12 protein-coding genes are annotated in these 12749 nt (G+C 67.6%); 2 read left to right on the top strand and 10 right to left on the bottom strand.

Annotated elements, in window-relative coordinates:
• Window positions 1-2: 2 nt before the first annotated feature.
• The 10 genes from ACP4XC_RS07400 to argC all read right to left on the bottom strand — a co-directional run bounded on the left by ACP4XC_RS07400 (window position 3) and on the right by argC (window position 10205).
• On the bottom strand, window positions 3-743 hold the full coding sequence (locus tag ACP4XC_RS07400) for a maleylpyruvate isomerase family mycothiol-dependent enzyme (RefSeq protein ID WP_427174235.1): 741 nt from the start codon (window positions 741-743) through the stop codon (window positions 3-5).
• Between the two features lie 28 nt (window positions 744-771).
• A complete protein-coding gene (locus ACP4XC_RS07395) occupies window positions 772-1329 on the bottom strand; it encodes a pyridoxine/pyridoxamine 5'-phosphate oxidase (protein WP_427174233.1) in 558 nt (185 codons plus the stop codon).
• Between the two features lie 77 nt (window positions 1330-1406).
• Window positions 1407-2843 (bottom strand): argininosuccinate lyase, encoded by a 1437-nt coding sequence (gene argH, locus ACP4XC_RS07390; protein ID WP_427174232.1) that lies wholly within the window; start codon window positions 2841-2843, stop codon window positions 1407-1409.
• Between the two features lie 4 nt (window positions 2844-2847).
• Window positions 2848-4053, bottom strand: a complete 1206-nt coding sequence (locus ACP4XC_RS07385) for an argininosuccinate synthase (protein ID WP_427174231.1) — start codon at window positions 4051-4053, stop codon at window positions 2848-2850.
• A gap of 101 nt (window positions 4054-4154) precedes the next feature.
• Entirely contained in the window at window positions 4155-4685 is a 531-nt protein-coding gene (locus tag ACP4XC_RS07380) for an arginine repressor (protein ID WP_427174229.1), read from the bottom strand.
• Window positions 4685-5680 (bottom strand): ornithine carbamoyltransferase, encoded by a 996-nt coding sequence (gene argF, locus ACP4XC_RS07375; RefSeq protein WP_427174227.1) that lies wholly within the window; start codon window positions 5678-5680, stop codon window positions 4685-4687. The genes ACP4XC_RS07380 and argF overlap by 1 nt, the downstream gene beginning before the upstream one ends.
• Window positions 5677-6990 (bottom strand): acetylornithine transaminase, encoded by a 1314-nt coding sequence (locus ACP4XC_RS07370; RefSeq protein ID WP_427174225.1) that lies wholly within the window; start codon window positions 6988-6990, stop codon window positions 5677-5679. The genes argF and ACP4XC_RS07370 overlap by 4 nt, the downstream gene beginning before the upstream one ends.
• Window positions 6987-7967, bottom strand: a complete 981-nt coding sequence (gene argB / locus ACP4XC_RS07365; protein ID WP_427174224.1) for an acetylglutamate kinase — start codon at window positions 7965-7967, stop codon at window positions 6987-6989. The genes ACP4XC_RS07370 and argB overlap by 4 nt, the downstream gene beginning before the upstream one ends.
• 43 nt (window positions 7968-8010) lie before the next feature.
• Window positions 8011-9177 carry a bifunctional glutamate N-acetyltransferase/amino-acid acetyltransferase ArgJ gene (gene argJ, locus ACP4XC_RS07360; RefSeq protein ID WP_427174223.1) on the bottom strand — a complete coding sequence of 389 codons (1167 nt, stop codon included), beginning with the start codon at window positions 9175-9177 and terminating at the stop codon, window positions 8011-8013.
• Window positions 9174-10205: an N-acetyl-gamma-glutamyl-phosphate reductase gene (argC, locus tag ACP4XC_RS07355; RefSeq protein WP_427174222.1), complete on the bottom strand. Its 1032-nt coding sequence runs from the start codon at window positions 10203-10205 to the stop codon at window positions 9174-9176. Before argC ends, argJ begins: the two co-directional genes overlap by 4 nt.
• Before the next feature lie 162 nt (window positions 10206-10367).
• Between argC and ACP4XC_RS07350 the strand changes: the two genes are divergently transcribed.
• Both ACP4XC_RS07350 and ACP4XC_RS07345 read left to right on the top strand, forming a co-directional pair.
• Window positions 10368-11456: a fatty acid desaturase family protein gene (locus ACP4XC_RS07350; protein ID WP_427174221.1), complete on the top strand. Its 1089-nt coding sequence runs from the start codon at window positions 10368-10370 to the stop codon at window positions 11454-11456.
• A 147-nt stretch (window positions 11457-11603) separates the two neighbouring features.
• Window positions 11604-12569, top strand: coding sequence for a quinone oxidoreductase family protein (locus ACP4XC_RS07345; protein WP_427174220.1), 966 nt, complete (start codon window positions 11604-11606; stop codon window positions 12567-12569).
• Window positions 12570-12749: the final 180 nt, after the last annotated feature.

Below are 12749 nucleotides of genomic sequence, written 5' to 3'. Positions count from 1 at the left end.
CCCTACTTCGCCAGCGGCACTCCGGCGGGCCACGGCAGCAGGGCCGGGAGCTCAACGCCGTCCGCCGCCGCCGTGGCACGCAGGCTGCCCAGTGACGGTTCGCGCCCGGCCAGCCACGCCGCGATGTCGGTCAGCATGCCGCTGATCACGATCGACTCGCCGCCGGCCGTGCCGAGGCTGGTCGCCGGCAGACCGAGCGGCTGGAGGACAAACAGTTTCCCTTCGGGCACCCGTGCTGCGAGGAAGTCGAACAGGTGCTCGCAGAACGGACGGCTCCAGGTTTCGGGCCCGCGTCCGGCGCCGAGGTCGCACGCGTGGATGGTCAGTTCGCGCCAGAGCGCGAGCCCGCCGTCGAACACCGCACCGCCGCGGTAGGTGATGGGTGTTTTCCAGCCTTCGCCCTCGACGGCGCCAAAGGCTCGCAGCGCCCTTTCCAACGAGGCCTCGACGTCGGCCCTGTGCTCGGCAGCTTTGTGGCCCGCGGCCATCTCGATCGCCCGGTTGCGGCCGTCGGTGCCGCCGTCGTAGAGCTCGATGCTCGCTCCGCGGGAGGCGTACTCCAATTGGCGGGCCATCGCGTTGGCGATGCCGCAAATGTGGGCAAGCACGTGGCCGCGGCTCCAGCCGGGAAGTTTGGAGGGCGCCGTGACGTCCGCGTCGGAAAAGGTGGCGGCTATTCCGGTCACGACGTCGGCTGCGCGGCGGAGTTCATCCGGGAGCGTCTCAGGGGTGATGGTGGTCATGGCGCCAATCCTAGCTGGAGCCCCCGGACTAGCGCTGCCGGGGCGGCTCAGTCGGATGTTCCAGCCGGGCCGGACCGTAGCGGTGGCGGACATGGCGCCGGTCATGCCGCGCCTGCCAGAATTCAATCTCCCGCGGACGCACCGCGTAAAGCTGCCAGCTGGGGTTCTCACGGCCGTCCGCCCCGGGCCTGGCGTGCCAGTCCACAGCCGAGGCCTCGGCGGACAGCTCCACCACGTCCCCGGCCACCCGGACTTGGCGGCCTTGCTGCTGCCAGTAGAAGTTCAGTGCGGCGTACCGGTTATCCGCGAGTTCCTTCCCCTTGCGGGAGTCACGCGAAGTCGCAAAGTGCCAGCCGTCGTCGTCGATGTCCTTGAGGATCAGCATCCGCGAAGACGGCCGGCCGTCCTGGTCGGCGGTGGCCAGGCTGCAGGCGTTGGGCTGGGGCACACCCGCGGCAAGGGCCTCGGCGAGCCAGAGCCGGAAGAGTTCGGCAGGGTCCGCGGGGGCTGTGGCCGGGTCGAAGTCCGTGAGCCGGTCGGGGAAATCGGGCAGGGCACGCAGCAACTCGCGGAACGTTTCGCTCATCCGCCCACCTTAACGAAAAAAGTTCCGGCAGGCCCGACCACCGCGGTCGTGCCTGCCGGGACCCTCCTCACGAGATGCTAGTCCGCGTACGCACGGACGCCGTCGAGCTCGGCTTCCAGCGCGAGCAACTGTCGCTCCACTGCGGCCGGCGCCGTGCCGCCCTGGGAGTTGCGGCTGTTGAGCGAGCCCTGGGTGGACAGAACACTGCGGACCTCCGGGGTCAGGTGCTCCGAGATGGCGGCGTATTCCGCATCCGTCAGGTCCCAAAGCTCCACGCCGCGGCTTTCGGCCCGCTTGACTGCGGCACCGGAGAGCTCATGCGCCTCGCGGAACGGAACGCCCTGGCGGACCAGCCACTCGGCGATGTCGGTGGCCAGGGCGAATCCCTGGGGTGCCAGGGCTTCCATCCGTTCGGTGTTGAACTTCAAGGTGGCGATCATGCCCGAGACGGCCGGAAGCAGGACTTCCAGGGTGTCGGCGGCGTCGAAAACCGGTTCCTTGTCCTCCTGCAGGTCGCGGTTGTAGGCCAGGGGCAGGCCCTTCAGCGTAGCGAGCAGCCCGGTCAGGTTGCCGATCAGGCGGCCGGCCTTTCCGCGTGCCAGCTCCGCCACGTCCGGGTTCTTCTTCTGCGGCATGATCGAGGAGCCGGTGGAGTATGAATCATGCAGGGTGACGAAGGAAAACTCCTTCGTGGCCCACAGGATCACTTCCTCCGAGACGCGGGAGAGGTCCACGCCGATCATGGCGGTGATCCACGCGAACTCGGCGAAGACGTCGCGGGAGGCGGTGCCGTCGATCGAGTTGTGCGTGGCGGAGAAGAAACCGAGTTCCGCGGCCACGGCTTCCGGGTCAAGGCCCAGCGAGGACCCGGCGAGTGCGCCGGAGCCATACGGCGAGACGCCGGCGCGCTTGTCCCAGTCGGCCAGGCGCTGCACGTCACGCAGGAGGGCCCACGCGTGGGCCAGCAGGTGGTGGCTGAGCAGCACGGGCTGGGCGTGCTGGAGGTGGGTCCGGCCGGGCATGGCCACCCCCCGGTGGGCCTTGGCCTGGTCCACGAGCGCATCGATCGTGGCGAGCACGCCGCGGGCGATGATCCGGGCGTGGTCGCGCAGGAACATCCGGCCGAGCGTGGCAACCTGGTCGTTGCGGGACCGGCCGGCGCGGAGCTTGCCGCCCAACTGGGTGCCCGCGCGCTCGATCAGTCCGCGTTCGAGGGATCCGTGCACGTCCTCGTCGGACTCGGCCGGTGTGTAGGCGCCGGAGGCGACGTCCTCGTCCAGCCGCGTCAGGGCGTCAAGCATGCCCTCAAGCTCTGCATCGTCCAGCAGCCCCGCCTTGTGCAGCACGCGGGCGTGCGCCTTGGATCCGGCGATGTCGTAGCGGGCCAGCCGCCAGTCAAAGTGCGTGGACTTGCTCAGCGCCGCAAGGGCGTCGGCGGGGCCGCCGGCGAACCGGCCGCCCCACAGCGCGCCCGTGTTGGTTGCCCCGGACTTGGTGGTTTCCGCTTCAGCCACAGGGCTACTTTCCTGCGACGCGGATGTCGCGGCCGGAGGCAACCTTGGCGGACATGCCCCACAGCTCGATGAATCCGCGCGCCATGGACTGATCGAAGGTGTCGCCGGTGTCGTAGGTGGCGAGGTCGAAGTCGTAGAGCGAGGTCTCGGAGCGGCGTCCGTTCACGATCGCCTGGCCGCCGTGCAACACCATGCGGATGTCACCCGAGACGTACTTCTGGGTGTCCTCGATGAAGGCGTCGAGGGAGCGCTTGAGCGGCGAGAACCACTGGCCGTCGTAGACCAGCTCGGACCAGCGCTGGCCGACGGTGGCCTTGAAGCGGGCCTGCTCGCGCTCGACCGTGATGTCCTCGAGGTGCTTGTGCGCGGTGATCAGGGCCATGGCGCCGGGCGCCTCGTAGATCTCGCGGGACTTGATGCCGACGAGGCGGTCCTCGACGACGTCGATCCGGCCCACGCCCTGCGCACCGGCGCGGCGGTTGAGTTCCTTGATGGCCTGCAGCGGGGTGACCTTGACGCCGTCGATCGCGACCGGGACACCGGCCTCGAAGGAGATGGTGACCTCATCCGGTGCCGGCGGGAATTCCGGGGTGGCGGTGTAGTCGTAGATGTCCTTGGTGGGGGCGTTCCAGATGTCCTCGAGGTAGCCGGTTTCGACGGCGCGGCCCCAGACGTTCTGGTCGATCGAGTACGGGTTCTTCTTGGTGGTCTCGATCGGCAGTCCCTTTTCCTCGGCGAAGGCGATGGCCTTGTCGCGGGTCAGGGCGAGGTCGCGGACCGGGGCGATGCACTTCAGGTCCGGGCCGAGGGTCTGGATGCCGACCTCAAAGCGGACCTGGTCGTTGCCCTTGCCGGTGCAGCCGTGCGCCACGGTGGTGGCGCCGAATTCGCGGGCCGCCTTGACCAGGTGCTTGACGATCACCGGGCGGGAGATCGCGGAGACCAGCGGGTAGTGGCCCTGGTAGAGGGCGTTGGCCTTCAGCGTGGGCATGCAGTACTCGTTGGCGAACTCGTCGGACGCGTCGGCCACGTAGGCCTCCACAGCTCCGCAGCCCAGTGCGCGCTGGCGGATCGTCTCCAGCGACTCGCCGCCCTGTCCGACGTCGACCGCCACGGCGATGACCTCCGCACCGGTGGCTTCACCGATCCAGCCGATCGCTACGGAAGTATCCAGGCCACCGGAGTAGGCCAGCACAATACGCTCAGTCACTTCAAATGCTCCTTAGTTGTTTCTTGCTTCTTGGTTGTTTGGGTAACACCGCACGTCACTGGGCGGCATCGGCTATAGACAGCTTATGGGGAGCTGCCCGCTTATTGGCCGGCTTCCTCGGCCAGCTGCAGGAAGCGGGTGGCGAGGGGGGCGCCGCCCTGCGGATCGCGGGTGACCAGCAGCACGGTGTCGTCCCCCGCAATGGTGCCCAGGATGGACGGCATCACCGAGTGGTCAATAGCCAGCGCAAGGAAGTTCGCGGCCCCGGGCGGAGTCCTGAGCACCACGATGTTCGCGGATGCCTCGGCGGTGACCAGCAGCTCGCCGCAGAGACGGGCCAGGCGGGCGTCCAGGATTTCCTGGGTGACGCCGCTCTTGGCCGCGCGCTCCCCGCCCTCGCCCGGAACCGCGTACACCAGCACGCCATCCTTTCCGCGGACCCGGACCGCGCCCAGCTCCACGAGGTCCCGCGAGAGGGTGGCCTGGGTGACCTGGACCCCGTCATCCGCCAGCAGCGCGGCCAGCTCCGCCTGGGAACGGACCGACTCGCCGGTCAGGATGGCGGTGATCCGTGCCTGCCTGGCTGTTTTGGTGGCGGGGCTTGCGCCCTGCCCGGCGGGCTGGAGGGACACTACCCCAGCTCCTGGACGGGGGCCAGTCCCTCAACTACGGCCAGGCCGGAGCGGTGCATCAGCCACGCCATCAGTGCCTTCTGCGCGTGCAGGCGGTTTTCGGCCTCGTCCCAGACGATGGACTGGGGGCCGTCGATGACGCCAGCGGAGATCTCATAACCGCGGTATGCCGGAAGGCAGTGAAGCACGACGGCGTCCGGCGCCGCAAGCGCCATCGCCGCTTCGTCCACGGCGTAGTCCCGGAACAGCCGCATCCGGGCCTCTTTCTCCGCTTCCTGGCCCATGGACACCCACGTGTCCGTGGCCACCACATCGGCTCCCGTGAGCGCCTCCGCCGCGTCCGTGGTAACCAGGACGGAGCCGCCGGTTTCCGCGGCACGCTCCTCGGCGGCGGCGACGATTTCGGCGGCCGGCAGGTATCCGTCAGGGCCGGCGACGCGGACATGCATGCCGGCCGTGACGCCGGCCAGCAGGTAGGAGTTCGCCATGTTGTTCGCGGCGTCCCCGAGGTAGCTCATGGTGAGGCCCCTCAGTTCCCCCTTGTGCTCCTTGACGGCCAGGAGGTCCGCGAGGAGCTGGCAGGGGTGGTAGTCATCGCACAGGGCGTTGATCACGGGAACCTTGGAGTTCCGGGCCATGGCCACGAGCCCGGAGTGGGCGCCGGTGCGCCACACGATGGTGGAAACCATGCGCTCGAGCACCTTGGCCGTGTCTTCCACAGACTCCTTGTGGCCGATCTGCGCCTCGCCGGGATTGATGATGAGCGCATTTCCGCCCATGTCCGCAACGCCGGTGGCGAAGGACACGCGGGTCCTCGTGGAGGTCTTGTCGAAGATGACGGCAACGGTCCTGCGTCCCCGGCCCTCCGCGGCGAACGGCTGGACGCTGTACGGCGCGGCCTTCATCCGGACAGCCAGATCCAGCACCTCGGCCTGCTCGGCCGGAGTCAGGTCAGTGTCCTTGAGAAAGTGACGGGTGGCGGTTGTGCTGGTCACTGGGCATCCTTTGCGGTCTTTAGAAGCGTGGGCAATGCGGCGATGAAGCGGTCCGCCTGTTCGTTGGTCAGGATCAGCGGCGGCGCCAGCCGAATGGTGCGCGGGCCGGGGCTGTTGACGATGAAGCCGGCGTCCAGGCCGGCGGTAACGACGGCGGGAGCAACATCCGCATCCAGGTCAAAGCCGATCAGGAGGCCCTCGCCGCGGACTTCCGTTACGCCGTCGACCGCGGCGAGGCTGCTGCGAAGCCGCTCACCAACCGTCCGGACGTTCTCCATAACCCGCTGGCTTTCGATGGCGTGGAGCGTGGCCAGGGCCGCGGCCGTGGCCACGGGGTTTCCGCCGAAAGTGGTGCCATGCTGGCCCGCGGTCAGCAGTGCTGAGGTCTCCGGGCCAAAGGTGACCAGGGCTCCGATCGGGAAGCCGCCGCCGAGTCCCTTGGCAAGGGTGACAGCGTCAGGGACGATTCCGGCGTCCTCGCTGGCGAGCCATTTCCCGGTCCGGGCGATTCCGGTCTGGACCTCGTCCAGGATCAGCAGCGCACCAAAATTGGCGGTGGCCTCGCGGGCCGCCTGCAGGTAGCCCGCCGGCAACGGGCGCACTCCAGCCTCGCCCTGTATGGGCTCGAGGAACACGGCGGCCACAGTTTCATCGATCTCCGCAAGCAGCGCGCCGATGTCCCCAAACGGGACGTGTACCACTCCGCCGGGCAGCGGTTCGAATGGTGCCCGGTAGGCCTGCTTGGCGGTCAGGGCGAGGGCGCCCATGGTGCGGCCGTGGAAGGCGCCTTCGAGCGCAATGATCTTCGTCCTGCGCTTTCCGCCGCCCCCGAACTCGCCGTCGGGTCCGGCACCCGTGTTCCGCCGGGCCAGTTTGAACGCGGCCTCGACGGCCTCCGTGCCGGAGTTGGCGAAGAACACCTTGGATCCCGCGGGCGCCCGCGTGATGGCCAGGAGCTTCTCGGCCAGTGCCACCTGGGTGGGGCTCGTGAAGAAATTGGACACGTGACCCAGGGTGGCCAGCTGGCTGGAGATCACGGAGGTGACAAACGGGTGGGCGTGGCCCAAAGCATTGACCGCGATGCCGCCCAGAAGGTCCAGGTACTCTTTTCCGTCGGCATCCCACACGAGGCAGCCGGCCCCGCGGACCAGGACACGCTGGGGAGTGCCGAAGACGCCCAGGAGCGAGGACGAATAGCGGGCTAGCCATTCGGCGCCGGTCGCATGACCCTGGGTTTCGACGAGCTCAACCACAGGCGACTGTTCGGCGACCGGGTGAGCGGCTGGCGTGGGGTGTTCGAGCTGGCTCATGAATTCATTTCCTCGTCCGGGACCACCTGCGTGCCGATGCCCGCGGTGGTGAAGGTTTCCAACAGCATGGAGTGGGCAAGCCGCCCGTCTACGATGTGCGCCCGTTCCACTCCACCGTCCACCGCCTTCAGGCAGGCCTCCATCTTCGGGATCATGCCCGACTCAAGGCTGGGCAGCAGCTCGCGCAACTCGGAAGCCGTCAACGAGGAGATCAGCGAGGAGCGGTCCGGCCAGTTGGCGTACAGGCCTTCGACGTCGGTCAGGATGACCAGCTTCGAGGCGCCAAGGGCCTCCGCGAGGGCCGCGGCAGCGGTGTCGGCGTTGACGTTGAGCACCTGGCCTGTGGTGGTTCCGTCGTCGGCCACTTCCGGGGCCACCGTGGAGATCACCGGGATCCTGCCGGCGGCAAGGATGTCCACGATGCCCTCCGGGTTAACGCCGATCACTTCGCCCACGAGACCCAGGTCAACTTCTTCGCCGTCCACGATGGTGCCGGTCCGGACCGCGCGGAGCAGACCGCCGTCTTCGCCGGACATCCCCACCGCGTACGGCCCGTGGGAGTTGATCAGGCCCACCAGTTCGCGGCCCACCTGTCCGGTCAGCACCATCCGGACCACGTCCATGGCCTCGGGTGTGGTGACCCGCAGGCCGCCCTTGAACTCGGACTCGATGCCCAGCTTGCTCAGCATCGCATTGATCTGCGGGCCGCCCCCGTGCACCACCACCGGGTGGATTCCCACATGGTGCAGGAAGACGACGTCCTCGGCGAAGGCGCGTCGAAGTTCATCGTTGACCATGGCGTTGCCGCCGTATTTGATCACCATGGTGGTGCCGGCAAATCGCTGGATCCACGGCAGGGCCTCGATCAGGGTGCCCGCCTTGTCCTGGGCTGTCTTTGCCGAGTCGGCTGTCTTTGCCGAGTCGGCGGGCTTTACCGACGGAGCGATGGATGTGCTCTCGCGTGACTGGGTGTTCATGTTCTCTCCCCGGAGGTGGCCGCGTTGACTGTCTCGAGGTTCGCTAGCTCGAGTACGCGCTGTTTTCGTGGACGTACTCATGCGTAAGGTCATTGGTCCAGATGGTGGCCTCCGCTTTCCCGGCGTTCAGGTCGATTTCCACCAGGACTTCACGGGGTTCGAGGTCCACCAGGCTGCGGTCCTCGCCAATGCTTCCGTTCCGGCAGATCTGGACGCCGTTCATGGAAACGTTGAGCTGGTCCGGTTCGAAGGCGGCGTCGGTGGTGCCGACGGCGGAGAGCACGCGTCCCCAGTTGGGGTCCTTGCCGAAGATCGCGGTCTTGAACAGGTTGGAGCGGGCGACGGCGCGGCTCACGATCTCGGCGTCCTTTTCACTGGCGGCGTTAAAGGTGCGGATGGCGATGTCGTGGCTGGCGCCCTCGGCGTCCCCTATGAGTTTGCGGGCCAGCTCGGCACAAACCTGCGTCAGTCCGGCGCCGAAGTCCTTGGCCGAGGGCACGGCCCCGGAAGCGCCCGAGGCCAGCAGGACCACGGTGTCGTTCGTGGACATGCAGCCGTCCGAGTCGGCGCGGTCAAAGGTAACCCGGGTGGCATCGCGGAGAACGACGTCGAGCATTTCAGCCTGCACATCGGCGTCCGTGGTGAGAACCACCAGCATGGTGGCCAGGCCCGGGGCAAGCATGCCTGCCCCCTTGGCCATGCCGCCGATGGTGAATTCGTTCCCGTCGGCGTCCTTGCCCGTGAACACGGCCTCCTTGGGAACCGAATCGGTGGTCATGATCGCCGTGGCCGCGGCGGCCCCTCCGTCGGCGGCCAGCGCCGCGGCGGCGGCCTGGACTCCCGGGATGAGCTTGTCCATGGGGAGCTGCTCGCCAATCAGGCCGGTGGAACAGACCACCACGTCCGTTGCGGAGATGCCCAACGCTTCCGCCGTTTTCTCGGCAGTGGTGTGCGTGTTCTGGAATCCTTGCGGGCCGGTGCAGGCGTTCGCTCCGCCCGAGTTCAGGATCACGGCGTCGACGCGGCCGTCCTTGGCCACTTCGCGTGACCAGTGGACCGGCGCGGCCGCCACCCGGTTCGAGGTGAACACGGCCGCGGCGGCCTTTGCCGGTCCGTCGTTGACCACCAGCGCCACATCCGGGTTGCCCGAGGCTTTGATGCCGGCTTTCACTCCCGCGGCGCGGAAGCCTTTGGATGCGGTAATGCTCACGGTGCTACTCCCTGCAGGTTGAGGCCGGCTGTTTCCGCCAGGCCAAGGGCGATGTTCATGGACTGCACGGCTCCGCCGGCGGTCCCTTTCGTCAGGTTGTCGATGGCGCATGTGACGATGACGCGGCCTGTGTGTTCGTCGAAGGCAAGCTGCATGACCGCGTGGTTGGACCCCTGGACAGCCTTGGTGGCGGGCCACTGGCCCGTGGGCAGCAGGTGCACGAACGGCTCGTCGTCGTACGCTTCGCTCCATGCACGGCGCAGCTCCTCCGCCGTGACGCCCGGCTTCACCTTTGCCGTGGCGGTAGTGAGGATGCCGCGGCTCATGGGTGCGAGGGTGGGCGTGAAGGATACTGTCACAGGTTCTCCGGCGGCATTGCCCAGCCCCTGTTCAATCTCGGGGGTGTGCCGGTGGCCGCCGCCCACGCCATAGGGGCTCATGGACCCCATGACCTCGGCGCCGATCAGGTTCACCTTCGCGGCTTTCCCGGCGCCCGAGGTGCCTGAGGCAGAGACGATCACGACGTCGTCGGGCTGGAGGAGATTGCCGGCGAACCCGGGCGTGAGGGCCAGCAGGGCCGACGTCGGGTAGCAGCCCGGTACGGCAATCCGCTTGGCTCCCTTCAGCTTTTCCCGCTGTCCCGGCAGTTCGGGAAGTCCGTAGGGCCAGGTTCCGGCGTGCGTGGACCCGTAGAACCTTTCCCAGGCGGCGGGATCTTCCAGGCGGTGGTCGGCGCCGGCGTCGATCACCACGGTGCCCTCGGGCAACTGGGCCGCGATCTCCGCGGAGGCTCCGTGCGGAAGTGCCAGGAACACCACGTCGTGCCCGGAGAGGTTCGCCACCGTGGTGTCCTCCAAAATGCGGCTGGCCAAACCGTGGAGATGAGGCTGCAATTCCCCTAGTCTGGAACCGGCGTTGCTGTGCGCTGTGATGGCCCCGATAGTGACGTCCGGGTGCCCGGCCAGCAGCCGCAGCACCTCTCCCCCGGCATAACCGCTAGCACCTGAGACGGCAACAGAAATAGTCATAGCTACGACTATACAGCAAGAGTATGCATAGGTTCCGATATTTATGCATCCCATGTGCGTGCCCGCGGTGACGCCGCGTATGCTTGATGAAGGGTGAACCTGACCGTGCGGTCCGAATGTCGGCTGCAGCGTTGCCCGTAACAGTTACGAGGCCACGCCTTCATGTCCCTTGCCACCACTTCGGAGCGCCCGCAATCCCGGGTCCGACAGCCCAATGCGGTTGTCCTGAGCTACTCGGAACTCCTCAAAAGCGTCAAGAGCGCCGGCCTCCTCGAACGGCGGGTAGGTTTTTACGTCACCGTGTTCGCCAGCCTCATGCTCCTGATGACCGCCACGTGGTTCGGTTTTGCGCTGATCGGTGACAGCTGGTTCCAGCTCCTGATCGCCGCCGCCCTTGGCATCCTTTGCACGCAGCTGAGCTTCCTGGCCCACGAGGCCGGGCACCGGCAGATCTTCGCTTCCCGCCGGGCGAATGACTGGGCCGCAAGGCTGCTCGCCACGTCCGTGGCCGGCATGAGCTACTCCTGGTGGGAGCAGAAGCACGGCGCCCACCACAACCACCCGAACGTCATTTCCAAGGACCCTGACATCGCGCCCGGGCCCATCGCCTTTCATACCGAAGCGGTTGCCGACCGGCAGGGACGGTTCGCCTTCCTCACCCGCAAACAGGGCTGGTTCTTCTTCCCGCTGCTCTTCCTGGTGGGGCTCGGCCTGCAAATCGATTCGGTCAAGTTCGTCTTCCGCCGCGCCAAGGTTACCCACCGCTGGGTCGAGATCCCGATCCTGGCCGTCCGGCTGAGCGTGCTGCCGGTTCTCGCATTCAGCTTCCTGCCGATCGGCATGGCGTTCGCCTTCATCGGCGTACAGCTCGCCGTCTTCGGCTTTTACATGGGCGCCTCGTTCGCGCCGAACCACAAGGGCATGCCGGTCCTGCCGGCGGACAGCCGTGTGGACTTCTTCAGCAGGCAGGTCCTGACCTCGCGCAACATTTCGGGCGGACGTTTTATGGACATCCTCCTCGGCGGCCTTAACCGCCAGGCCGAGCACCACCTGTTCCCGGACATGGCGCGCCCGCAGCTGGACAAGGCAGCCGTGATCGTCCGTGAGTACTGCAAGAAGCACCAGGTCCCCTACACGGAAACCACCCTCCTGGAGTCCTACGGCATCATTGTCCGCTACCTCAACGACGTCGGACTCGCCGCCGGACGCCACTTCGAGTGCCCCATGGCCACCGTTACCCGGCGGTACTGACCACCCCCGCCGTTGCGCCGCGTCAACCGAGGCTGTTACGCGGCGTTAACCGGCGCCAGCCGGACCACGCTTCACCCGGGCCACCGGTGTCCCTAGGATGGGTTGAGGATCCGGGCGCGGGAAGTACCTCCCCGGAGAAGGAGACCCATGACGCACGCAATCGTCGCCCGGCAGCCGGGCGGTCCCGAAGTTCTGCAACTGGCCGAGGTGGACCGTCCCGTCCCCGGCCCCGGCCAGGTCCTGATGAAAGTCACTGCCACGGGCGTTAACTTCATCGACACCTATCAGCGCAGCGGAACGTACAAGGTGTCCTATCCCTTCACTCCTGGCTCCGAGGCCGCCGGCGCCGTGGAGGAAGTGGGCGAAGGTGTCACCACCCTGGCGCCCGGCGACCGCATTGCCACGGCGGAAGGTTCCCGCTGCTATGCGGGCTACGCCCTTGTTGACGAGGCGAAGGCCCTGCCTGTTCCGGACGGCGTGGACGATTTCACGGCCGCCGCGCTGCCGCTGCAGGGCATCACGGCGCATTACCTGATCAACTCATCGTTCCGGGTGGAACCGGCCCATACGGTGCTGGTACACGCCGGTGCCGGCGGCGTTGGCCTCCTCATGATCCAGCTGCTCAAGGCCAAGGGCGCCCACGTCATCACCACCGTATCCACCGATGAGAAAGCGCAGCTGGCCCGTGAGGCCGGCGCCGACCATGTGCTCCGCTATGAAGGCTTCGCCGCAAAGGTCCGGGACCTGACCGACGGTGCCGGCGCGCACGTGGTGTACGACGGCGTGGGGAAGGACACCTTCGACGGCTCCCTCGCCTCCTTGCGCATCCGGGGCATGCTGGTCCTCTTCGGAGCGGCCTCGGGACCGGTTCCGCCCTTCGACCCCCAGCGACTCAATGCCGGCGGCTCGCTGTCCCTGACCCGGCCCACCATCGTCCACTTCCTGCGCAACGCCCAGGAAAGGCGCTGGCGTTCCGATGAGATCTTCAGCGCCGCGGCCAACGGCAGCCTCAAGGTCCGGATCGGCGCCCGCTACGATCTGGCGGAGGCAGCCCAGGCCCACAGCGACCTGGAGCACCGGCTCACCACGGGGAAGGTGCTGCTGGTCCCCTGACCGGGCCCTGTCCACGCGCGTGCCGGGCGCCGGGCGCATGCCGGTCCGGGCGCCGGGCGCCCGGCGGCCGGGCCAACGCCGGACGGACGTCCGGTAAACGGGAAACGAACCGGGACACCTTCTGTTCACCTTGTTGAGAAAGAATCACCCCCGTGATTGAAGCGCACCGGCACAACCCCG

Origin of the sequence: Arthrobacter sp. 92 (assembly GCF_050260325.1) — a bacterium.
In the GTDB taxonomy this organism is placed as follows: domain Bacteria; phylum Actinomycetota; class Actinomycetes; order Actinomycetales; family Micrococcaceae; genus Arthrobacter.
Note: the sequence above shows the minus strand (reverse complement) of the source record. Positions and strands in the feature narration are given on the sequence as shown.